This window comes from Janibacter sp. Soil728 (assembly GCF_001428305.1).
Classification (GTDB): Bacteria; Actinomycetota; Actinomycetes; order Actinomycetales; family Dermatophilaceae; genus Janibacter.
This window is the reverse complement of sequence record NZ_LMRZ01000003.1, coordinates 498,706-521,579: the sequence shown is the minus strand read 5'-3', so window position 1 is coordinate 521,579 and position 22,874 is coordinate 498,706. Positions and strand designations below refer to the sequence as shown.

Genomic DNA, 22,874 nt, shown 5'->3' with positions numbered 1-22,874 from the left:
CTGCATTGCCCTAGGGCAATGCAGGTTCAGGTTGGGCCCTCCGACCTGCATTGCCCTAGGGCAATGCAGGGTCCGGGGCGTGGGGGGTCAGGTAGACGGCGCTGAGGGCGGCCACGTGGACCTCCACGGACCACGGCTGGTCCTGCCACGCGTGCGGCTCGGCGTCGAGCACGATGCCCGCCTGGCTCGGTGAGCCGGCCGCGTCGAAGCCCGAGGTGTCGAGCCGGACCTCCCAGCGACCTCCCTTCGGCAACCCGATGCGAAGGGGGGAGCGCGCCGACCCGCCGAAGTTGACGACCACCGCGACCACGTCCTCGGCGTCCTCCGCGAAGCGCAGGAAGGCCACGGTGTTGCCGTGGTTGTCGTCGGCGTCCAACCACCTGAACCCGGCGGGGTCGGCGTCGAGCGCCCACATCGCAGGGTGGCTGCGCGCGAAGGCGTTGAGCTCGGCGACGAGCTCACCAGTACGTCGGTGGGCCGCGTGGTCGAGCAGGTGCCAGTCCAGCGAGCGACTCTCCGCCCACTCGCTCGTCTGCCCGAACTCGGTGCCCATGAAGATCAGCTGCTTGCCGGGGAAGGCCCACTGGTAGGCGAAGAAGGCCCGCAGCGTGGCGAAGCGTTGGTCATCCCCGCCGGGGATCTTGTAGGGCATCGAGCCCTTGCCGTGGACGACCTCGTCGTGGCTGATCGGCAGCAGGTAGTTCTCCGCGTAGGCGTACATCATCGCGAAGCTGAGGAGCGTGTGGTGGTGCTCCCGGTTGACCGGGTCCTCGCCGAGGTAGCGCAGGACGTCGTTCATCCACCCCATGTTCCACTTCAGGCCGAAGCCCAGCCCCCCTTCGTCGGTGGGGCGGGTGACGCCGGGCCAGGCGGTCGACTCCTCGGCCACCGTGACGATGCCGGGGGAGCGCCGGTAGGCGGTCGCGTTGACCTCCTGGATCAGCGCGACGGCCTCGAGGTTCTCGCGGCCGCCGTGGACATTGGGGACCCACTCGCCGGGTTCACGCGAGTAGTCGAGATAGAGCATCGAGGCCACGCCGTCGACGCGCAGCCCGTCGATGTGGAAGTCCTCGAGCCAGTACAGGGCATTGGCGACGAGGAAGTTGCGCACCTCGGGCCGCCCGAAGTCGAAGACATAGCTGCCCCAGTCGGGCTGCCACCCGCGGCGCGGGTCCGGGTGCTCGTAGAGGGGCAGCCCGTCGAAGCGCACCAACGCCCACTCGTCCGTCGCGAAGTGCCCCGGGACCCAGTCGAGGAGGACTCCGACGCCGGCGTGGTGGAAGGCGTCGACGAGGTGACGGAAGTCGTCGGGTGAGCCGAAGCGCGAGTTGGGCGCGAAGTAGCTCGTCACGTGGTAGCCCCACGACGGCGGGTAGGGATGGTCCATGACCGGCATGAGCTCCACGTGGGTGAAGCCGTGGCGCACGACGTACTCGACGAGCTCGGTGGCCATCTCACGCCAGCCGAGCCCCTGCCGCCACGACCCGGGGTGCACCTCGTAGATGCTCATCAGCGCTGTGTGCGGGTCGCTGGCCGCGCGCTGCTCCAGCCAGGCGTCGTCCTGCCAGACGTGGGTGCTGCTCGTGACGACCGAGCCGGTGGCGGGGGCCGTCTCTGCCAGACGGGCCAAGGGGTCGGCCTTGTGCCGCAGCACGTCGTCGGCCCCGCGCACCGCGAACTTGTAGACATTGCCCGCGGCCGCACCGGGTACGAAGAGCTCCCACACGCCCGAGCCGCCAAGGGCCCTCATGGGGTGGGTCAGCTCGTCCCAGCCGTTGAAGTCACCGATGACGTGGACGGCCTTGGCCCGAGGCGCCCACACCGCGAAGGAGACGCCGTCGACCGTGCCCATGGGCCCGTCGTAGGAGTGCGTGTGCGCCCCGAGGACGGTCCACAGCTGCTCGTGACGACCCTCGTTGATGAGGTGCTGGTCGACCTCGCCGACGGTCGGGGCGAAGCGGTAGGGGTCATCGCCCACGTGCTCGACGCCGTCCTCCCACGTGCTGAGGACCCGGTAGTCCATCGTCCGCGTGGCGCCCGCGCGCACCCCGGAGAAGATGCCCTCGCCCTCGTGGTCGAGCCGCAGGACGACGTCGTCCTCGAAGCGCACGGCCACCCGGGTGGCGAGCGGTCGTCGCACGCGCACCCGCAGACCGGCCCCCTCGAGGTGCTGGCCGAGCAGGTCGTGCGGCTGGGCGTTGCGGCCGTGGGCGAGTGCCCACAGGGCGCCGGTCAGGGCGGGTTCGGGGGTGGGGTTCACGAGCGTGCCTCCTGGAGGAGTCGGTCGATCGCGGTCGTGGGCAGCGAGAGCCACCCGGGTCGGTGGTGCGCCTCGTAGACGACCTCGTAGAGCGCCTTGTCGAGGACGAATGCGGTGAGCAGCCCGGCGTGCCCGCGCGGGTCGGGACCGACCTCGGCATAGCCGTCGAGGAAGGCGGTCTGCGCGGCGGTGCACCACGAACGGGCGTCGATCGGGCGGTCGGCGCGCTCGAGCGTTCCGGCCACGTAGTCCAGCGAGCGCAGGATCCCGGCGACATCGCGAAGGGGGGAGTCCAGCTCGTTGCGCTCCGCCAGGGAGCGCAGCGGCTCACCCTCGAAGTCGATGAGCATCCATCCACGGTCCGGTACGTCGAGTACCTGACCCAGGTGGAGGTCGCCATGGATGCGTTGCAGCGCAGGCCAGTCGGCTGCAGCGGCAGCGTCGAGCAGAGCCGCGACGCGAGCGTCGTGGGCGGACAGCCCGGGGACCTCGCTCGTCGCGAGGGCGGCCCGTCGTCGCATCGCGGCGACACGTCGCTCGACATCGGCCGCGTCGGGCACCCGGGTGGGCAGGGCCCGGGCGAGGGTCTCGTGGACGCTCGCGACCACGCGCCCGAGCTCGCGAGCGCGCTCGCCGAGGTCCGTGCCGGAGGCGGCCATCTGCAGCGTCTCGCGCCACGCGTCGCTCGCACCCTCGAGGTACTCCTGGGCGAAGGCCAGCTGACCGAAGTCCCTGGCCTGCCCGTCGGGCCGTTGCCAGGCGCCGGCGACGTGGCCCACGCTCGCCGGGACGAAGGGGGAGCCGGAGGCCGCCAGCGTGCCCTGCAGGGTGATGTCCGGGTTCTCGCCGGGGGAGAGGGTGCGGAAGATCTTGAGGATGACTGGCGCTCCGGTGCCGGCCGCCGGGGTCACGATGATCGAGGTGTTGGACTGCTCTCCGCGCAGGACCCGGCTCGAGGCGAGCACAGGGTCGCTCGGCCACGCAGGGTGTGGGGCGCCGACGATGTCGGGGTCCGGGGTGTCCGAGGTCGAACCTGCCTGCGCCGCAACGCGTCCGCAGAGCAGCTCGAGCAGCTGGGTGACGTACACGCGGTCGTGCGGGGCGTCGTAGACCCATCGGGGCCCGAGGACGGAGTGCTCCATCTCGCCGACGAGGGCTGCCTCGGCACCCTCGAGTGGGGCGCCCCGGTAGGTGAGCGGCACCTGGTAGACGACGGGCGTGGTGCTGGCCTCGTCGAGCACGACGAGGGTCTCGATGCCGACCTCGCCCTGCGGATCGTCCAGACGCCACGCGTCGAGCTTGCGCAGCCGTGGGCGGGCCGTACCGACGAACCAGCGCTGCTCGCCCATCCACTCGGTGAGCAGCTCGAGCTTGGAGGGCTGCAGCTCGGCCCGGTGGATCGTCGCCATCAGGCGTGCCGGACGTAGACGATGTGGACGGGCTCGGCCTCGACGCCGACGCGCACATAGGTGGCCTCGCCCCAGACCCATCGGGCACCCGTGACGAGGTCCTCGACCTGGAGCTGGTCGCCCCAGTCGAGGCCCAGGGCCTCCATGTCCAGCCGCAGCGTCGACTCGCGCGTCGAGTGCGGGTCGAGATTGGCGACGACGATGACGGTGTCGGTCGTGCCGTCGGCGAGGGTGCGCGACTTGGAGTAGGCCAGCAGGTTCTCGTCGTCGACGTGGTGGAAGGTCAGGTTGCGCAGCAGCTGCAGGCTGGGGTGCTCGCGGCGCACCCGGTTGAGCATCGTCAGCCAGTCGACGAGCGACCCACCGGCCTCGACGACCTCGTCCCAGCGGCGGTCCTTGAACTCGTACTTCTCGTTGTCGATCTGCTCCTCGGAGCCGGGGCGTGCGACGTGCTCCATGAGCTCGTAGCCGGCATAGACACCCCAGGTCGGGACCATCGTCGCGGCGATGGCGGCGCGCACCTTCCACGCCGCGGGGCCACCGAACTGCATGTAGGGCGTGAGGATGTCGTGGGTCGTCGGCCAGAAGCTCGGCCGCATGTAGGCCGCCGCCTCGCCAGTGATCTCGGTGCCGTACTCGACGAGCTCGGGCACCGTGTTGCGCCAGGCGTAGTAGGTGTAGCTCTGCTGGAAGCCGGCCTTGGCCAGCGCGTGCATCATCGCGGGCCGGGTGAAGGCCTCGGCGAGCCAGATGACGTCAGGGTGCGACTCCGCGACATCACTGATCAGCCACTGCCAGAACTCGACCGGCTTGGTGTGCGGGTTGTCGACGCGGAAGATCTTGACCCCGTGGTCGATCCACACCTGCACGACGCGGCGCACCTCGGCGTAGATCCCGGCCGGGTCGTTGTCGAAGTTGACCGGGTAGATGTCCTGGTACTTCTTCGGCGGGTTCTCCGCGTAGGCGATGCTCCCGTCGGCGCGGGTGGTGAACCACTCGGGGTGCTCGACGACCCACGGGTGGTCGGGGGAGCACTGCAGCGCCAGGTCGAGCGCGACCTCGAGACCCAGGCGGGTCGCGTCCGCGACGAAGGCGTCGAAGTCCTCGAAGGTGCCCAGGTCGGGGTGGATCGCGTCGTGCCCGCCGTCGGGTGAGCCGATCGCGTAGGGCGACCCGGGGTCGTCGGGCCCGGCCTCGAGCGTGTTGTTGGGTCCCTTGCGCGCGGTCGTCCCGATCGGGTGGATCGGCGTCAGGTAGACGACGTCGAAGCCCATGCCGGCGATGGCCGGCAGACGCTGGGCGGCCGTGCGCAGCGTGCCGGTGACCCAGCGTCCGGTCACCGGGTCGAGGTGGGCGCCCTCGCTGCGGGGGAAGATCTCGTACCAGGAACCGAAGAGGGCCAGCTCCCGCTCGACGAGCAGCGGCAGGTCGGCGCTCGGGCTGACCAGCTCGCGGTGCGGGGTGGTCGCCAGCTCGACGGCGGCAGTGCCGGTCGTCACGAGGTGCAGGGCCGAGGTGGCCTGGTGGCCCTGCTCGTCGCGCAGCACGGCGGCGGCGGAGCGAAGGGCGGAGCGCCCCCCTTCGTCCCGGTCCGCGTCGGCAGCCGCCCGGTCGAGCACGATCGCCCCTTCGGCGCGCATGAGGGACGCGTCGATGTCGGCGGGGATCTTGATCGAGGCGTCGTGCACCCAGGTGGCCCACGGGTCGGACCAGCCCTCGACGCGGTAGGTCCAGCCGCCCTCGCGATCGGCAGCGACCTCGCCCTCCCAGATGCTGAGGCCGGGGTTGGTGCAGGCCATCGGCAGGTGGTGCTCGGCGCCGTCAGGGTCGGTGAGCACGATCGTCGCGTTGACCGCGTCGTGGCCCTCACGGAAGACCTCGGCGGTGACGGTGAAGGGCTCGCCGACGACGGACGCGGCAGGCCGCGCGCCGTGGTCGACGCACGGGCGCACGTCCAGGACCGGGATGCGGCCGAGGGGCTGCTGCGGCGGTGCCGAGACAGGAACCGCGCTCATGGGGGACGGGGCAACGGTGAAGTCGGTGCTCACCGTCGCAACGTTACCCGCGAGGGCATCCCCGCGGACTTGGCGTGCCGCCACCGGACCCCCCAAGATGGGCTGGGTGAAGGCCATTCGACGTTTCAGCGTCCGCACTGCCCTGCCCGAGCCGATCGCCGCTCTCGGAGATCTTGCGATGAACCTGCGGTGGAGCTGGCACTCGCCCACACGGGAGCTCTTCGCGGGACTCGACCCGCAGCGGTGGACGGAGGCCGGCCACGACCCGGTACGCCTGCTGGCTGCCTTCTCCGGCAGCGAGCTGGAGGAGCTGGCGACCGACCAGGACCTCGTCGCCCGTGTCGGTGCGGCCAAGGCCGGTCTCGACGAGTACCTGACCTCCCGCCGGTGGTACCAGGACGAAGGGGGGGACCTCCCTTCGTCCATCGCCTACTTCAGCCCCGAGTACGGCATCACCGAGGTGCTGCCGCAGTACTCGGGCGGGCTCGGCATCCTTGCCGGTGACCACCTCAAGGCGGCCTCCGACCTCGGCGTCCCGATCGTGGGTGTCGGCCTCTTCTACAAGACCGGGTACTTCAAGCAGAGCCTCGACGCCGACGGCTGGCAGCGCGAGACCTACCCGGTCCTCGACCCGCAGGGGCTGCCGCTGACCCTCCTGCGCGAGGACGACGAGACCCCGTGCGTGATCACCGTCGGCATGCCCGGCGGCGGGAAGCTGCGGGCGCACGTGTGGCGAGCGCAGGTCGGTCGGGTGCCGCTGCTGCTCCTCGACTCCGATGTCCCCGGCAACGACGACGCGATGCGTGCGGTCACCGAGCGCCTCTACGGCGGCGCCGGTGAGCAGCGACTGCAGCAGGAGATGCTGCTCGGTATCGGTGGTGTGCGCGCGCTGCGCCTCTGGTCGCGCCTGACCGGCGCGACCGAGCCGGAGGTCTTCCACACCAACGAGGGCCACGCCGGTTTCCTCGGCATCGAGCGGATCAGCGAGTTCACCCAGTCCGCGGGCATGAGCTTCGAGGAGGCGATGGAGGCCGCGCGCGCCGGCACCGTCTTCACCACGCACACGCCCGTGCCCGCTGGCATCGACCGCTTCGACGTCACGATGCTCGAGCGCTACTTCGGCGGGTCGCAGGAGCTGCCAGGCGTTCCACTGGACAAGCTGCGCACGCTCGGCGCCGAGACCTACGAGGGTGGCTCCGAGGGGATCTTCAACATGGCGGTCATGGGACTGCGTCTGGCCGAGCGGGCCAACGGCGTCTCCCGCCTGCACGGGGTCGTCTCCCGCGGGATGTTCGACGGGCTCTGGCCCGGCTTCGACGACTCCGAGGTGCCGATCACCTCGATCACCAACGGCGTGCACGCCCCGACCTGGGTCGACGACGCCGTCTACGACATCGCCGCCCAGCACCTCGGCGGTCGTGACGTCGAGGCGTCCGACCGCTGGAGCGAGATCCCGGATGTGCCGGGAGAGGCGATCTGGTCGGCCAAGGCGCAGATGCGCTCGCGGCTCGTCGACGACGTGCGCGCCCGGCTCCGGTCCAGCTGGGCCAAGCGTGGGGCGAGCGATGCCGAGCTCGGCTGGACCGACTCGGTGCTCGACCCGTCCGTGCTGACGATCGGCTTCGCCCGTCGGGTGCCGACCTACAAGCGGCTGACCCTGATGCTGCGCGACCCAGAGCGGCTCAAGGCGATGCTGCTCCACCCCGAGCGGCCGATCCAGCTGGTCATCGCCGGCAAGTCGCACCCGGCCGACGAGACCGGCAAGCAGCTCATCCAGCAGATGGTCCGCTTCGCCGACCAGAACGACGTGCGCCACCGCATCGTCTTCCTGCCCAACTACGACATCGCGATGGCCCGCACGCTCTACCCGGGCTGCGATGTCTGGCTCAACAACCCCCTGCGCCCCTTCGAGGCATGCGGAACCTCCGGCATGAAGGCGGCGCTCAACGGCGGGCTCAACCTGTCGATCCTCGACGGCTGGTGGGACGAGTGGTACGACGGCGACAACGGCTGGGCGATCCCCACCGCTGACGGTGTCGAGGACGAGACCCGGCGGGACGACATCGAGGCGGCGGCTCTCTACGACCTCATCGAGACCCAGGTCGCGCCGCGCTTCTACGACGTCGACGAGGCCGGCCTGCCGCAGCGCTGGTTGTCGATGCTGCGGCACACCCTGACCACGCTCGGCCCCAAGGTCCTGGCCACTCGCATGGTGCGCGACTACACCGAGCGCCTCTACGCTCCCGCCGCCGCCCACAACGCACGGGTCAACGCCGACGACCACGCGGGCGCCAGGACGCTCGCCGACTACAAGGCCCGAGCCCGCGCCGGCTGGCCGTCGGTGCGCGTCGACCACGTCGAAGGCTCCGGCGTCTCCGACAGCCCGCTCGTCGGCGAGTCGCTCAGCGTCGACGCCTACGTCGCCCTCGACGGGCTGGCCCCGCACGAGGTCGACGTCCAGGTCGTCGCCGGCCGCGTCGCGCTCGGTACCGACGACCTCGTCGAGTGGGATGCGACCTCACTGTCCTTCGTCGAGGACTACGAGGACGGCAAGGCGAAGTTCGCCGGGCAGGTCCCCATCGAGCGCACCGGCCAGTTCGGCTGGACCGTGCGCGTGCTGCCCAAGCACGAGCTGATGGCCTTCCCGGCGTCACTCGGGCTGGTGGCCAACGCCTGAGTTCCGCCTGCTTCCGCGCGACCCGCTCGGCCTGCACGACCTGCACGACCCGCACAGCTGCTCGCGTACGCGGGCGGCGGCAGCGGGGTGGCGCTGGAAAAGTCCGGACCGCGCTCTTCGTCTCACGCGAAGAGGAGGTGGTCCGGACTTTTCGTTGCTGCGCGCCTCTCGCTCCCGTCTCCCGCACCTGCTTCCCGCACCTGCTTCCCGCACCTGCTTCCCGCACCTGCTTCCCGCACCTGCTTCCCGCTCCCGCCTCCCGCTCCCGCCTCCCGCTCCCGCCTCCCGCTCCCGCTCCCGCTCCCGCCTCCCGCTTGGCTACTTGCGGGTACGACGTGCACTTGTGGTGGGAGGTGCTGGCAAAGCCGCAGAAAATCAGGGGTTGAATTTTGCCGGTGCCCACAAGTGGGTGTCGTACCCGCAAGTAACGACAGGCCGGCCCAGCCCGCCGCCCGGGCCGCCTCCCGCTCGCGCCACCCGCTCCTCCCGCTCGCGCCACCCGCTCCTCCCGCTCCGGCCACCGCTCGAGCCGAGCTACTCGCGGGTACGACGACACGTTGCGTGGCTGGGCCACGTGGGATGCCCGAAATTCCGGACCTCCTGGCGATGCGGGTGGGCCGACGTGTCGTCGTACCCGCGCGTCATGAGAGTCGCCGGCCCAGCCGTTCGCCCGGGTCGCCTCCCGCTCGGGCCTCCCGCTACGGCCTCCCGCCCGCTGCGGCCTCCCGCTGCGGCTTCCCTGCGGCCTCCCGCTCCCACGTGGTTACCTGCAGGTGCGACGTGGTTGAGCGCACGGAGCAACGGCAGGGGCGTGGCTCAGCTCGTGTAGAGGCGCAGGCTGAGGGGGGTGAGGGTGTCGACGCCACGCTGGCCCGGTGCCCCACTGGACTCGTCCGGCCGCTCCCAGGCGCTGTCCCAGCGCAACCGCAGTGGTCCGACGTCGGGGAGGGTCACGTCGACGGGACCGAGGCCGCCGTGCACGACCAGCAGGGCCGAGGGCTCACCGGCCAGATGCAGCTGCAGCGTGCGGCGGTCGTCCTGCTCCCAGGTCTCGTCCGTCATGGGCTCGCCGGCCTCGTCGTACCAGTCGATCACCGACTCGTCGTGGTCGCGCAGCACCGGCACCTCGTGGCGCAGCGCGGTCAGGTGCGCGGCCGTCGCGAGCAGGTCCGTGCGCGCCGTGTCGAGCTCCCAGTCCAGCCAGGTCATCTCGTTGTCCTGGCAGTAGGGGTTGTTGTTGCCGTCGGTCGTCCGGCCGATCTCGTCGCCCGAGGCGATCATCGGGATCCCGGACGACAGCAGCAGCGTGCCGAGCAGGTTGCGGACCGAACGCCTCCGCGCGACCTGGATGACCACATCGTCGGTCGGGCCCTCCGCGCCGTGGTTCCACGAGCGGTTGTGGTCGTTGCCGTCGCGGTTGTCCTCGCCGTTGGCCTCGTTGTGCTTCTCGTCGTAGGCCACCAGGTCGGCCATGGTGAACCCGTCGTGCGCGGTGACGAAGCCCACCGACGACAGGGGGGTGCGCTCGCCGAAGAGGTCTCGGCTGCCGACGAGCCGAGTGGCGATCTCGCGCACGCCCTCACCACTGACCTCTCCGCGCGACAGCGCACCGGAGTCGGCTAGCCAGAAGTCGCGCGCGGCGTCGCGGAAGCGGTCATTCCACTCCGCCCACGCCCCGGGGAACTGGCCGGTCCGCCAGCCGTCCGGCCCCAGGTCCCAGGGCTCGGCGACGTGCAGCACCTGCGACAGGACCGGGTCCTCCAGCACCGCCACGAGGAAGGGGTGGTCCGGGTCGTACCCGAGGTCCTCGCCGCGTCCCAGCGCGACGGCCAGGTCGTAGCGGAACCCGTCGACGTGGCACTCGCTGACCCAGTAGCGCAGCGAGTCCAGGACCATGTCGATGACGACCGGGTCGGTCAGGTCGAGCGTGTTGCCGCAGCCGGTCACGTCGACGTTGTTGCCCTCTTCGTCGAGCCGGTACCAGGTCGCCTCGCCTAGCCCCCGCCACGAGAGCGTCGCGCCACCGATGCTCTGCTCGGCCGTGTGGTTGTAGACGACGTCGAGCAGCACCTCGATGCCGGCGGCGTGCAGCAGCTTGACCATGCCCTTGAACTCGCGCAGCACCTCGTGCGGGTCCTGGTTGCTCGCATAGCGCGCGTGGGGGGCGAAGAAGCCGAGCGTGTTGTAGCCCCAGTGGTTGGTCAGGCCCCGCTGGGCGAGGTGCGGCTCGTCGGCGAAGGCGTGCACCGGCAGCACCTCCACCGTCGTCACGCCCAGCGTCTTGAGGTGCTCGATGGTGGCCGGGTGGCACAGGCCCGCATAGGTGCCGCGCAGGTGCTCGGGCACCCCGGGCAGCCGCATCGTCATCTCGCGCACGTGCACCTCGTAGACGACCCGCTCGTCACGAGGGTGAGCCGGCGGCGCGTCGTCGCCCCAGTCGAACGTGGTGTCCAGCACCACGCACCGCGGGACGAAGGGGGCGGAGTCCAGGTCGGAGCGGACGCTCGGGTCGCCCTCGCCGCTCTCGTCCACGACGTGCCCGTAGACGGCCGGCTCGTAGGAGAGGCTCCCCTCGACGGCGCGGGCCCACGGGTCCAGGAGGAGCTTCGCGGGGTTGTGCCGGTGGCCCTCGGTGGGCTCCCACGGCCCGTCGGCCCGCAGCCCGTAGCGTGCGCCCGGGTGGACGTCGGGCACGAACCCGCCCCACCAGCCGTCCGCGGCGGAGGGCAGCGCGAAGCGGGTCTCGCCCCCTTCGTCGTCGAAGGTGCACAGCCACACGGCGGTGGCCGCCGCGGCGTGGATCGCGACCTCGACCCCGCCGTCGACGGGATGTACGCCCGGAGTCGGGAGGGGGGCGGGTGCCTGCGCGGAGGTGGTCGACATGGCTCCTAGGGTATGCAGTCGGTACGTTGTGGGCATGAGTGATCCGACCGCCCTCCCGAACTTCGGCCCCACCCCCACCAACGGTGGTGCCCAGCCCGAACCAGAGACCCCCCTGAGCGACCGCGTGCAGGATGCCCTGCGCGAGCTCGGGCTCGAGCCCTCCGTCGACGACGAAGGGGACATCGCCTTCCTCTTCTCCGAGCAGCAGATGTTCGTCCGCTGCCAGGACGACGAGTCCAATGTCCTGCGCGTCTTCGGCCAGTGGGCCCTCGAGGACCCGGTGCCCACCGACCCGATGGAGCGCCTGCAGGTCAGCAACGACCTCAACGTCGCCTTCAACCTCGTCAAGGCCGCCGTCGCCGGCGACACCCTCCTGGTGACCAGCGAGCACATCCTCCCGCGCGGCGCGGACGTCCGTGGCCTGCTCGGGCTGGCCCTCCCGCTCGTCCTGCAGGGCGTGCAGCTGTGGCACCAGCGCGCCACCGGTCAGGACCCCGACGAGCAGGGTGCTCCCGATGGCGGGACCACCCCCGACGCAGGCGAGCCGCAGGCATGAGCGAGATCGTCCGCCTCGAGGTCGCCGACGGCATCGGCACGATCGTCCTCGACCGTCCGAAGATGAACGCGCTCGACGCCGACATGCAGCGCCGCCTCGTCGACGTGGCCCAGGAGGCCGCTGACCGCGACGACATCAAGGCCGTCATCGTCTGGGGCGGCGAGCGGGTCTTCGCCGCCGGCGCCGACGTCAAGGAGATGGCGGAGATGTCGTACACCGACATGGCCGCCCACGTGCGTCTGCTGCAGCGCTTCTCCCGCGCCCTCGCCGCGATCCCCAAGCCGACCGTCGCCGCCATCACCGGCTTCGCCCTCGGTGGCGGGCTCGAGACGGCGCTGTGCTGCGACTTCCGCGTCGTCGCCGACAACGCCAAGCTCGGTCTGCCCGAGATCACCCTCGGGATCATCCCCGGTGCCGGTGGCACGCAGCGGCTACCGCGGCTCGTCGGTCCGGCCAAGGCCAAGGAGATGATCTTCTCCGGTCGCTTCGTCGGCGCCGCGGAGGCACTCGAGATCGGTCTGGCCGACAAGGTCGTCCCCGCTTCCGAGGTGCTGGCCACCGCCCAGGCGATGGTCGCCCCCTTCGTCACCGGCCCGACCCAGGCACTGCGTGCGGCCAAGGAGGCCGTCGACAAGGGTCTGGAGACCGACCTGGGCACGGGTCTGGAGATCGAGGCGCAGCTGTTCTCCGCCCTCTTCGCCACTCAGGACCAGAAGAGCGGCATGCGCAGCTTCGTCGACAACGGTCCCGGCAAGGCCACCTTCGAGGGCATCTGATGGTCACGACCGGCGCCGCGAGCGCCGAGGAGGTCGAGCAGGCCTGGGCGGACAACAAGCTCGCCCAGGTGCTCTACCACGACTGGGAGGCACAGACCTACGACGAGAAGTGGTCGATCAGCTTCGACGGTCGGTGCACCACCGTCGTGCGCGACCGCTTCCTGCACGTCCTGGAGTCCACGCGTCATCCCGGTGAGTCGCTGCCCTACGGCAGGACCCTCGAGCTCGGCGCCGGGACCGGCTTCTTCTCGCTCAACCTCAAGCTGGCCGGCCTGGTCGACGAGGTCCACGTCTGCGACCTGTCCCCGGGCATGGTCGAGGCGGCGAAGGAGAATGCCTGCAGGATCGGCTTCGAGATCGACGGTCGGGTTGCGGACGCCGAGGCGCTGCCCTACGAGGACGACAGCTTCGACCTCGTCGTCGGCCACGCAGTGATCCACCACATCCCCGACGTCGAGGGCGCCCTGCGCGAGGTCGTGCGGGTGCTCAGGCCGGGCGGTCGCTTCGTGATCGCCGGCGAGCCGACCACGATCGGGCACTGGTACGCCCGCCACATCTCCCGCGCCACGTGGGAGACGGCGACCCGGGTCAGCACGCTGCCTCCCTTCCGCAAGAAGTGGGCCCGCGCGCAGGCCGAGCTCGACGAGTCCTCGCGTGCCGCAGCACTCGAGGCAGTCGTCGACCTGCACACCTTCGACCCGGCCGAGCTCGCCGCGACCGCGCGTCGGGCCGGCGCCGCCGACGTCGGTACCGCGACCGAGGAGCTGCTCTCCGCGTTCGCCGGGTGGCCGATCCGCACCTTCGAGTACGCGGTCGCCGAGGACGCGCTCAGCTTCGGCTGGGCGAAGTTCGCCTACGGGGCGTGGAAGAACCTGATGAAGGTCGACGCGGTCCTCGGCCGCGTCGTGCCGCAGAAGTTCTTCTACAACGTCGGCGTCACGGGCACCAAGCCCGCACGGTGAGGTACGCGCGCTGATGGCCGCCTCCCACTTCACGTGGTGGCACTGGGCCCGGTGGGTCATCGCCAACCGGGCCTGGAGCCACCACCACGTCCTGGGCTACCTGCGGATGGTCCGGGCTCGCGCCACCACGCCCGGGCTGGTCTTCGAGGGGCCCTGCTTCATCGGACCCGGCGTGCAGTTCCAGGTCACCCCGGGCATGGGACGGCTCATCGTCGGTGCCTACACGCACATCGGCGGTGGGTCCGCGCTGCGCGCCCACGAGGGCACGCTGCGGATCGGTGCCAAGACCATTATCGGCATCCGCAACACCTTCAACACCTGGCTCGACATCGAGGTGGGCGAGGCCTGCCTCTTCGCCGACGACGTGTACGTGTGCGACTTCGACCACGTCACTGCCGACCTCGAGGTCCCGATCAAGGACCAGGGGATCATCAAGTCGCCCGTGCGCCTCGGCGACGACGTGTGGGTCGCGACCAAGTGCGTCATCACGCGTGGCACCGACATCGGTGCCCACTCGGTCGTCGGTGCCGGCGCGGTGGTGCGGGGGAGCCATCCCCCCTTCGTCGTCATCGGTGGGGTCCCGGCCAAGGTGCTCAAGCACCGCCAGCCCGTCGCCGTGACCGAGGACAAGCTCGACCTTCCCGCGGGGTGGTGAGGTGAGCGAGCGCGAGGCCCTCGACGTCCTCGTCGCGCACATCCCGGCCACGCACACCGAGCAGGTCCTCGAGGCGCTCTTCGCTGTCGGGGCCGGCGCGGTGGGGGAGTACCGCGAGTGCGCCTTCGTGCTGCGAGGCGAAGGGAGGTTCCGCCCGGTCGGAGCCGCGAACCCCACCATCGGGACCGTCGGCGAGCTCGAGCACGTCGTCGAGGACCGGGTGGAGGTCACCTTCCCCCGGTCGCGACGGACCTCGGTGGTCGCTGCCCTGCGCGCGGCGCACCCGTACGAGGAACCGTCCTTCCACGTCCTCGTCAACGCCGCCGACCACGCTCCCTGAGGAGCTTGCGCAGGGCGTCACCACCGCTCCCTGAGGAGCTTGCGCAGCAAGCGTCTCGAAGGGTGTGTCGAAGGGCACCCCGGGCCACCTTGGTGGTCCAGTGCCTCGATGGATAGCGTGAGCGGACTGGGAGCCTCCCCACAGTTCGTGCCCACAACGCACGTCTGCTGAGAGGATCGCCCGGTACCCAGCCCCCTCACCCAGGAAGAGGACGATTCACCGATGAATATCGTCGTCTGCGTGAAGCACGTTCCGGACGCACAGTCCGACCGCGGATTCAACGAGGACAACACCACCGACCGTGAAGGTGTGGATGGTCTGTTGTCCGAGCTCGACGAGTACGCCGTCGAGCAGGCCCTCCAGATCGTCGAGGCCGGAGAGGGCGAGGTCACTGTGTTGACCATCGGCCCCGCCGCCGCCGCCGAGGCCGTCAAGAAGTCGCTCCAGATGGGTGCCGACAAGGGCGTTCACATCTGCGACGACGCGATTGCCGGCTCTGACGCCCTCGCGACCTCCCTCGTCCTCGCCGAGGCCATCAAGAAGATCGGTACCCCGGACATCGTCCTCACGGGTATGGCATCCACCGACGGCACCATGGGCGTCGTTCCGGCGATGCTCGCCGAGCGCCTCGGCCTGCCCCAGGTCACCTACGCCTCCGAGCTGTCCGTCGATGGTGGCGTCGCCACGATGCGCCGTGACGGCGACACCGCGAGCGAGACCATCCAGGCCTCCCTCCCGGCACTGATCTCGGTCACCGACCAGATCAACGAGCCGCGCTACCCCTCCTTCAAGGGGATCATGGCCGCCAAGAAGAAGCCGGTCGAGGAGTGGACCCTCGCCGACCTCGGCGTCGACGCCGGCCAGGTCGGCCTCGCCAACGCGGCGACCGCCGTCGTGGCGACCACCAAGCGTCCTCCGCGCGAGCAGGGCACCATCGTCACCGATGAGGGTGACGGCGGCACCAAGCTCGCCGAGTTCCTGACCACCAACAAGTTCGTCTGAGTGACGACTCCGGACATCAAGGAGCAACAACATGGCTGAAGTCCTCGTCCTCATCGACCACGCAAACGGTGAGGTGAAGAAGCCCGCCGCGGAGATGCTGACCATCGCCCGTCGTCTGGGTGAGCCGTCTGCCGTCTTCATCGGCCCCGGTGCCGAGACCGCCAAGGACCTGCTCGCGCGCTACGGCGCCGACAAGATCTACGCAGTCTCCGACCCGGCCGCTCTCGAGCACCTCGTCGCCCCCCAGGCCGAGGTCCTCGCGCAGCTGGTCGCCGAGAAGCAGCCCGCTGCGGTGCTCATCCCGAGCAACGCCGCCGGCAAGGAGATCGGTGCGCGTCTGGCCGTCAAGACGGAGTCGGGTCTGCTGACCGACGTCGTCGACGTCCAGGCCGGTCCGGTCACCACCCAGTCGGTCTTCGCCGGCAGCTACAGCGTCGAGGCGAAGGTCTCCAAGGGCACGCCGATCATCTGCGTCAAGCCCAACTCCGCTGCGCCCGAGCAGGCCAATGGTGCTGGTTCCTTCGAGGAGCTCTCCGTGAGCTTCTCCGACAGCGCCAAGGCGTCCAAGATCACCGCGTCCGAGCCGAAGAAGGCCTCTGGTCGTCCCGAGCTCACCGAGGCGGCCATCGTCGTCTCCGGTGGCCGTGGCACCGGTGGCGACTTCAGCCCGGTCGAGGCCTTCGCGGACTCCCTCGGTGCCGCTGTCGGCGCCTCGCGCGCCGCGGTGGACGCTGGGTGGTACCCGCACAGCTCGCAGGTCGGGCAGACCGGCAAGCAGGTCTCCCCGCAGCTGTACGTGGCAGCGGGCATCTCCGGTGCGATCCAGCACCGCGCCGGCATGCAGACGTCCAAGACGATCGTCGCGATCAACAAGGACGAGGAGGCCCCGATCTTCGAGCTCGTCGACTTCGGAGTCGTCGGTGACCTCTTCACCGTCCTGCCGCAGGCCACGGAGACCGTCAAGGGCAAGTGACCCTCGGTCCTTCCTGACGAAGGGGAGGTCGGCGCCCTCGGGTGCTGACCTCCCCTTCGTCAGGTCCCGGTCAGTGCGGCTGCGAGCCAGCGTGAGCGAGGTCTCCCTGCACTCCCTTTACCAAAACGTGACTTTGGCCTGAAGATCTCGCTATGGTGTGCGTGGCCGTGAGGCCAGTCCCTGTTTTCAATGCTTTGAGGTCTCGCGTGAGCACGTCCCGTTACGTCAGCCGCCACGGCACCAGCCGTCGCAGCCCCTTCGCCCGCCTGGGCAGCCTGCCGTCCTCGGCCAGCGCCAACGGCGCCCGTGCGGCAGCCAAGACCGTCGCCGGTGTCGGCATCGTCCTGGGGTCCGGCGCCTTCGTCATCGCCCCGAGCTCGGCCGCGGACACCGCGACCTCGACGGACCTCGCCTCGTTCAGCGCTGACAGCGCCACGGTCACCGAGCTCCTCGGCGACCGTGCGGGTGACCCCGCCGCATCGCGCTCGACCTCCCGCGCCGCCGCGGCCGTCACCGCTCCGACGGGGACCACGGCCAAGGACGTGCATGACACGGCCGGGGCCCTGGCCGTCGACCCGGTCGTGAAGCTGAAGCCCAAGCCCAAGCCCAAGCCGAAGCCCGAGCCGGTGGAGCAGCCGGTCGAGGAGCCGGACACGACCGCGGACCCGCGGTCGAGCGACAGCCAGGCGCCCGAGCAGACCTCGCGCAGCTCGGAGCGCGAGAGCGTCCAGCCGGAGAGCACTGCCAGCAGCGCCCCGGAGCCGACGCAGGCGCCGAGCAGCTCGGTCAACACCAGCAACTACGCCTCGCAGGGTGCGGCTCTCGGCCTGGGCCCCAACGCGCAGAAGGTCTACTCGGCCGTGCGCACCCAGTTCCCCGACATGACCAACATCGGTGGCTTCCGCGCCGGTGACCCGGGCGACCACGGCAGCGGCAACGCCGTCGACATCATGGTCACGGGCTCCCGCGGGGACCAGGTCAACTCCTGGCTGCAGCAGAATGCCGGCAGCCTCAACATCAAGTACATCATCTGGCAGCAGCGCATCTGGTTCCCCAACGGGACCTCCAAGATGATGTCGGACCGCGGTAGCCCGACGCAGAACCACTACGACCACGTGCACGTGTCGGTCAACTGACACCAGCCGCACTCAGGCCCCGCCACGCACCCGCGTGGCGGGGCCTTCGTCGTCCCCGTCCCCCCGCTCACAAACTGTGGCTGGCCACATCGGCGGTGGTCAGCCACAGCACGTGGTGTGGCTGACCTTCGAAGGTGCGGCCAGCCACAGTTTGTGCGGACGGGGGAGGGGGCGGACGGGGGGCGGGCGAGGGGAGGGGGCGAAGGGGGCGGGCCCAGCGATCGTCCCGCTCAGCGACGGTCGCGCTGGTCCTTGACCGCCACGGCGAGCGCCACGAGGACGACCAGCAGGATCACCCCGAAGCTCGTGGCCATCGCCACCGGCCAGCTGCTCACGGCGAGGGTGGCAAAGGCCACCGAGGTGATGACAGCGATGCCGATCGAGGTCCCGATCCGCTGACCGGTCTGCATCACGGCGCCGGAGCTGCCGGCGTAGGCGAGCGGAACCTCCTCGAGGGCCAGCGCCTGGTTGGGGCTGATCACCGCGCCCTGGGCCGCACCGACGAAGGCGAGGGTGAGCAGCAGCCACCACTCGCTCACGTGGCCGCCCGCCTGCAGGAGCACGACGACGATGCTCGACGTGACGCCGATGAGGGCCAGGACGAGACCGCCGATGATGATCCGGTGGCCGTACCGGGGCACATTGCGTCCCGCCCAGCCGGAGGCGAGCGCGGCGAGGATCGCCGACGGGACCCCGACGAGCCCCGCCTGCAGGGCGCTCTTGCCCGTGCCGTCCTGCAGGTACAGGGCCACGAGGACCCAGATGCTCGTCATCCCGAGGAAGTAGAGCAGCGCGATGATGCTGCCCTGGGTGAAGCTGCGGATGGAGAAGATCCCCAGGTCGACCATGGGGGTGCCACCGGTCGCCCGGTGGTGCCGTTCCCAGCGCACCCACGCCCACGCCAGAGCCAGCCCGACGGGCAGGGTGAGCCAGAAGAGCGGTGAGGACCCCCCTTCGACGAAGGGCAGCATCGTCGCCAGCACCGCGAGACCCAGGAGGAGCGAACCCACGGGGTCGAGCGAGCGCCACCCGTGGGCACGCTGTCCCTCGACCGCGACGGGACGACTCAGCAACGGCTTGGGGAACCACAGGAAGGCGAGCACGATGCACAGCACGCCCACCGGCACGTTGACGAGGAAGGTGAGCCGCCAGCCGATCTCGCTCCCGCCGAGCTCGATGAGCAGACCGCCGATGACGGGTCCGATCCCGACGGCCACGCCGACGACACTGCCGAAGGCGCCGAAGGCCCGCGCCCGATCGGCGCCCCGGAAGTACTGCTGGATCATCCCGATGCCCTGCGGGTTGAGCAGTCCCGACCCGACTCCCTGCACGAACCGGGCGGCGTTGAGGGAGTTGGCGCCGGGAGCGAGTCCTGCGCCGACCGACGCGACGGTGAAGATCGTGGCGCCGATGACGAAGAGCCCGCCGCGCCCCAGCAGGTCACCGGCACGGCCTCCGGCGACGAGGACGACGCCGAAGGTCAGCGCGTACCCCGACAGGACCCACTGCACGTCGGAGTCGCTGGCGTCGAGGCCGTGCTGGATCGAGGGGATGGCGACGTTGACGATGCTCACGCCGACCAACGACATGAAGATGGCGACGAGCAGGACCGCCAGGATCCGCCAGCGCTGGGCGCTCGGGATCGCGGTGTCATCCACGACCCCACTCGGCTCGGTCGCCACCGGCACCCCCTTCGCGTGTTTCGTGCATCCTGCAGGCAAACCTGCCAGAGACCGGAGTCATTCCCGTCAGGCGAAGGGGGGAGGCTCACGGGCAGCGAGAGCCGCGCAGGGGTGTCCGACCGCCGTGGGCGGAATGTTTCCGGATCCCGGCTCGTAGACTCATGGTGATGACCACCTATCTCGACCACGCGGCGACCACGCCCATGACCCCGGCCGCCCGGGAGGCGATGGTCGAGCAGCTGGCGATCACCGGCAACGCCTCGAGCCTGCACGGTCCCGGCCGCGACGCGCGCCGGGTCGTCGAGGAGTCGCGTGAGCGCATCGCTGCCGCGCTGGGTGCGCGACCGAGCGAGATCCTCTTCACCTCCGGCGGGACCGAGTCCGACAACCTCGCGATCACCGGCAGCCTGCGGGCCGCGCGGGCGGCCGACCCCCGACGCTCCCGCGTCGTCGTCAGCGGTGTCGAGCACCACGCCGTCCTCGACGTCGTCGACCACGCGGTCGAGCACGAGGGTGCCCGGGCTACCTTCGTCGCGCCGGGGGAGTGCGGCACCGTCAAGCCCGACGCCGTGCGGGCCGCGATCGAGGAGGACGCGTCCACCGTCGGCCTGGTCTCGGTCATGTGGGCCAACAACGAGGTCGGGACCGTCCAGGACGTCGCCTCCATGGCGCAGATCGCCCACGAGCACGGACTCGCCTTCCACACCGACGCGGTGCAGGCGGCCGGTCACCTGCCCGTGGACTTCGCCGCGAGCGGCGTCGACCTGATGAGCGTCAGCGCGCACAAGCTCGGCGGGCCGATCGGCATCGGTGCCCTGGTGGCCAAGCGCGATGCGCGGCTCGTCGCCCTGAGCCACGGTGGCGGGCAGGAGCGGGGCATCCGCTCCGGCACCCTCGACACCCCGGCGATCCGTGCCTTCGCCGTCGCGCTCACCGAGGCCGTCGAGCACCGCGAGGCCGAGGCCGAGCGCGTCGGCGCACTGCGCGACCGATTCCTCGCCGGCACCCAGGCGCTCGACCTGGGCATCCGCGTGACCGGCTGCTGGGAGGCCGGCGACATCACGACCCGCCTGCCCGGCAATGCCCACATCACCATCCCCGGCTGCGAGGGCGACTCGATGCTCTACCTGCTCGACGCCGCCGACGTCGCCGTCTCCACCGGCTCCGCCTGCCAGGCGGGGATCCCGCAGCCCTCCCACGTCGTCCTCGCGATGGGACGCTCCGAGGAGGAGGCGAGGGGCTCCCTTCGCGTCTCCTTCGGCTGGACCTCCACGCAGGCCGACGTCGACGCCGTGCTCGCCGCCCTCCCCGAGGCCGTCACCCGAGCCCGGCGGGCCAGCGGGGCCGCCTGATGCGCGTCGTCGCCGCCATGAGCGGGGGCGTCGACTCCGCCGTCGCTGCCTCCCGGATGATCGAGGCAGGCCACGAGGTCGTCGGCGTGCACCTCGCCCTGGCCAAGAACGCCAAGACCCTGCGCGAGGGCGCCCGCGGCTGCTGCACCATCGAGGACGCCGGTGACGCGCGTCGCGTCGCCGACCGGCTCGGCATCCCCTTCTACGTGTGGGACATGGCCACTCCCTTCGCCCGGGACGTCGTCGAGGACTTCGTCGCCGAGTACCAGGCCGGCCGCACCCCCAACCCCTGCCTGCGCTGCAACGAGAAGATCAAGTTCGCCGCCCTGCTCGACAAGGCGCTCGCGCTCGGCTTCGACGCGGTCGCGACCGGCCACTACGCCCAGATCGTCGACGGGCCGCACGGGCGTGAGCTGCACCGGGCCGTCGACATGGCCAAGGACCAGTCCTATGTCCTCGGGGTGCTCGACGAGGAGCAGCTGGCGCGCGCCTTCTTCCCGCTCGGCGACACGTCCAAGCCGCAGATCCGCGAGGAGGCCGCCGAGCGCGGCTTCGCCGTGGCCAAGAAGCCCGACTCCCACGACATCTGCTTCATCTCCGACGGCGACACCCGCGGCTGGCTGACGCAGCGCCTCGGTGAGCAGGACGGCGAGATCGTCGACGAGGGCTCCGGCGAGGTCGTCGGCGGGCACCGCGGCGCCTACGGGTTCACGGTCGGCCAGCGGCGCGGCCTCGGGCTGGACCGCTCGGACCTCGACGGGCAGCCGCGCTACGTGACCAGGGTCGAGGCCGAGACCAACCGGGTCTTCATCGGCACCGCCGACCTGCTCGGGGCCGACGAGATCGAGGCCGACCACGTGCGCTGGTGCGGTCCCGCGGCGTCGGGCCGCCACCGGCTCGGCGCACAGATCCGCGCGCACGGCGAGGAGATCCCCGCCACCGCCGAGGTGATGGGCGAAGGGAGCGACGCGCGCCTCGTCGTCCGCCTCGACAGCGCCGTGCGCGGTGCCGCTCCCGGGCAGTCGATCGTCCTCTACGACGGCACCCGGGTCGTCGGGTCGGGCACGATCGCCCGCGCCGGCCGCGCTGCGCGTGCTCCCTCCATGCCGGGTGGAGGTGCACCCGCCGACGAATCGTCAGCGCGTACACCTTCAACCAGCGAGGCGGGGGCTCAGTGACGCGCGCGTCCGGCGTCGGCTCCTGGCCCGGCACGCGACCGCGCGAGGCCGTCGTCGCCGTCCGCGACCTGCTCGGCGACGGCGTCCCGCACCTGCCCGAGCTGCCGGCACGCGGCGTCGGCGCCGACATGGTCGGCCGTGCGGCGGCCCTGCTCGAGGGCCTGCACGTGGAGACCCAGCCCTACGGGTGGCGCTTCGCCGACCGTCCCGGCAAGGACGAAGGGAGGGCCGCCGCCTTCCTGCGCGAGGACCTCGACGAGCTCGCCGAGGCCTACGACGGATGGACCGGCCCGCTCAAGGTCCAGGTCACCGGCCCGTGGACGCTCGGCGCGAGCATCGAGCTGGCGCGCGGTGAGCGAGCCGTCGCCGACCACGGTGCCCGGCGCGACCTCGCGGGCTCGCTCGCGGAGGGACTGCGCTCGCACATCGCCGACGTCGAGCGGCTCGTCCCCGGCGCCGACCTCGTCGTCCAGATCGACGAGCCGGGCCTGCCTGCCGTGCTCGAGGGCCGTCTGCCCACCCAGTCCGGCTACGGGCGGCTGCGGGCCGTCGACCGCGCCGAGGTGCGCGACGGGCTGCGCGAGGTGCTCGCCGCGGCGGGGGAGCGGCCGACGGTCGTGCACTGCTGCGCCGGCGAGGTGCCGGTGCAGCTGTTGCGGGAGAGCGGCGCCCGCGCGATCTCGCTCGACATCTCCCTGATCGACGGGGCCCGCTGGGAGCAGCTGGCCGAGGCCGTCGAGGCCGGGGTCGTGCTCTGGGCCGGTGCCGTCCCGACGACCGGCGGTGACTGGCGGACCGCCCGTGACCTGCTCGTCGGTGCCTGGCAGCGGATCGGCCTGCCGATGGCTGCGCTGGGCGACCTCGTGGTGACGCCGACCTGCGGACTGGCGGGGCCCCCCCCTTCGTCGGCCGTGTCGGTGGTGCGCACGACGACCGACCTGGCGGCCGCCCTCACCGATCTGGCGGTGGGGTGAGCACAAGAGGTCGTCCTCGTGCGATCCGTGGCGGACGAAGCCAT

At 71.1% G+C, this 22,874-nt stretch carries 17 protein-coding genes; 12 read left to right on the top strand and 5 right to left on the bottom strand.

Annotation, left to right across the window (positions count from 1 at the left end):
• Positions 1–55: 55 nt before the first annotated feature.
• The 3 genes from glgB to ASG73_RS06620 are packed head-to-tail and all read right to left on the bottom strand — an operon-like array spanning position 56 to position 5,684.
• The gene (gene glgB, locus ASG73_RS06630) at positions 56–2,260 is read right to left on the bottom strand and encodes a 1,4-alpha-glucan branching protein GlgB (protein WP_055992626.1); all 2,205 of its coding nucleotides are present in this window, start codon (positions 2,258–2,260) and stop codon (positions 56–58) included.
• The gene (locus ASG73_RS06625) at positions 2,257–3,669 is read right to left on the bottom strand and encodes a maltokinase N-terminal cap-like domain-containing protein (RefSeq protein WP_055992623.1); all 1,413 of its coding nucleotides are present in this window, start codon (positions 3,667–3,669) and stop codon (positions 2,257–2,259) included. The genes glgB and ASG73_RS06625 overlap by 4 nt, the downstream gene beginning before the upstream one ends.
• Positions 3,669–5,684, bottom strand: coding sequence for an alpha-1,4-glucan--maltose-1-phosphate maltosyltransferase (locus ASG73_RS06620; protein ID WP_055992824.1), 2,016 nt, complete (start codon positions 5,682–5,684; stop codon positions 3,669–3,671). Before ASG73_RS06620 ends, ASG73_RS06625 begins: the two co-directional genes overlap by 1 nt.
• Positions 5,685–5,790: 106 nt before the next feature.
• On the opposite strand from ASG73_RS06620, the gene glgP reads away from it, so the two are divergent.
• Positions 5,791–8,361: an alpha-glucan family phosphorylase gene (gene glgP, locus ASG73_RS06615; RefSeq protein ID WP_055992620.1), complete on the top strand. Its 2,571-nt coding sequence runs from the start codon at positions 5,791–5,793 to the stop codon at positions 8,359–8,361.
• An 816-nt stretch (positions 8,362–9,177) separates the two neighbouring features.
• Here glgP and glgX read toward each other — a convergent pair.
• Complete coding sequence (gene glgX / locus ASG73_RS06610; RefSeq protein WP_055992617.1) at positions 9,178–11,244, bottom strand: glycogen debranching protein GlgX; 2,067 nt, start codon at positions 11,242–11,244, stop codon at positions 9,178–9,180.
• A 34-nt stretch (positions 11,245–11,278) separates the two neighbouring features.
• Between glgX and ASG73_RS06605 the strand changes: the two genes are divergently transcribed.
• The 8 genes from ASG73_RS06605 to ASG73_RS18320 all read left to right on the top strand — a co-directional run bounded on the left by ASG73_RS06605 (position 11,279) and on the right by ASG73_RS18320 (position 17,644).
• Positions 11,279–11,800: a T3SS (YopN, CesT) and YbjN peptide-binding chaperone 1 gene (locus ASG73_RS06605; RefSeq protein WP_055992614.1), complete on the top strand. Its 522-nt coding sequence runs from the start codon at positions 11,279–11,281 to the stop codon at positions 11,798–11,800.
• The gene (locus tag ASG73_RS06600) at positions 11,797–12,576 is read left to right on the top strand and encodes an enoyl-CoA hydratase/isomerase family protein (protein ID WP_055992611.1); all 780 of its coding nucleotides are present in this window, start codon (positions 11,797–11,799) and stop codon (positions 12,574–12,576) included. The genes ASG73_RS06605 and ASG73_RS06600 overlap by 4 nt, the downstream gene beginning before the upstream one ends.
• Positions 12,576–13,538 (top strand): class I SAM-dependent methyltransferase, encoded by a 963-nt coding sequence (locus ASG73_RS06595; protein ID WP_055992608.1) that lies wholly within the window; start codon positions 12,576–12,578, stop codon positions 13,536–13,538. The genes ASG73_RS06600 and ASG73_RS06595 overlap by 1 nt, the downstream gene beginning before the upstream one ends.
• Before the next feature lie 13 nt (positions 13,539–13,551).
• Positions 13,552–14,193: an acyltransferase gene (locus tag ASG73_RS06590; protein WP_055992605.1), complete on the top strand. Its 642-nt coding sequence runs from the start codon at positions 13,552–13,554 to the stop codon at positions 14,191–14,193.
• Between the two features lies 1 nt (position 14,194).
• A complete protein-coding gene (locus ASG73_RS06585; protein ID WP_055992602.1) occupies positions 14,195–14,533 on the top strand; it encodes a hypothetical protein in 339 nt (112 codons plus the stop codon).
• 222 nt (positions 14,534–14,755) lie between these two features.
• Positions 14,756–15,535: an electron transfer flavoprotein subunit beta/FixA family protein gene (locus ASG73_RS06580; RefSeq protein ID WP_055992599.1), complete on the top strand. Its 780-nt coding sequence runs from the start codon at positions 14,756–14,758 to the stop codon at positions 15,533–15,535.
• Between the two features lie 31 nt (positions 15,536–15,566).
• Positions 15,567–16,508 carry an electron transfer flavoprotein subunit alpha/FixB family protein gene (locus ASG73_RS06575; protein WP_055992597.1) on the top strand — a complete coding sequence of 314 codons (942 nt, stop codon included), beginning with the start codon at positions 15,567–15,569 and terminating at the stop codon, positions 16,506–16,508.
• Between the two features lie 206 nt (positions 16,509–16,714).
• Positions 16,715–17,644, top strand: a complete 930-nt coding sequence (locus ASG73_RS18320) for a hypothetical protein (protein WP_055992594.1) — start codon at positions 16,715–16,717, stop codon at positions 17,642–17,644.
• A gap of 230 nt (positions 17,645–17,874) precedes the next feature.
• On the opposite strand, the gene ASG73_RS06565 is transcribed toward ASG73_RS18320, so the two are convergent.
• The gene (locus tag ASG73_RS06565) at positions 17,875–19,326 is read right to left on the bottom strand and encodes an MFS transporter (protein ID WP_235499374.1); all 1,452 of its coding nucleotides are present in this window, start codon (positions 19,324–19,326) and stop codon (positions 17,875–17,877) included.
• Between the two features lie 167 nt (positions 19,327–19,493).
• Here ASG73_RS06565 and ASG73_RS06560 point away from each other — a divergent pair, with 167 nt between their 5' ends.
• The 3 genes from ASG73_RS06560 to ASG73_RS06550 are packed head-to-tail and all read left to right on the top strand — an operon-like array spanning position 19,494 to position 22,830.
• Positions 19,494–20,678 (top strand): cysteine desulfurase family protein, encoded by a 1,185-nt coding sequence (locus tag ASG73_RS06560; protein WP_055992820.1) that lies wholly within the window; start codon positions 19,494–19,496, stop codon positions 20,676–20,678.
• Complete coding sequence (gene mnmA, locus ASG73_RS06555; protein WP_055992588.1) at positions 20,678–21,856, top strand: tRNA 2-thiouridine(34) synthase MnmA; 1,179 nt, start codon at positions 20,678–20,680, stop codon at positions 21,854–21,856. Before ASG73_RS06560 ends, mnmA begins: the two co-directional genes overlap by 1 nt.
• Positions 21,853–22,830: a methionine synthase gene (locus ASG73_RS06550; protein ID WP_055992585.1), complete on the top strand. Its 978-nt coding sequence runs from the start codon at positions 21,853–21,855 to the stop codon at positions 22,828–22,830. Before mnmA ends, ASG73_RS06550 begins: the two co-directional genes overlap by 4 nt.
• The last annotated feature ends 44 nt before the right edge of the window (positions 22,831–22,874 follow it).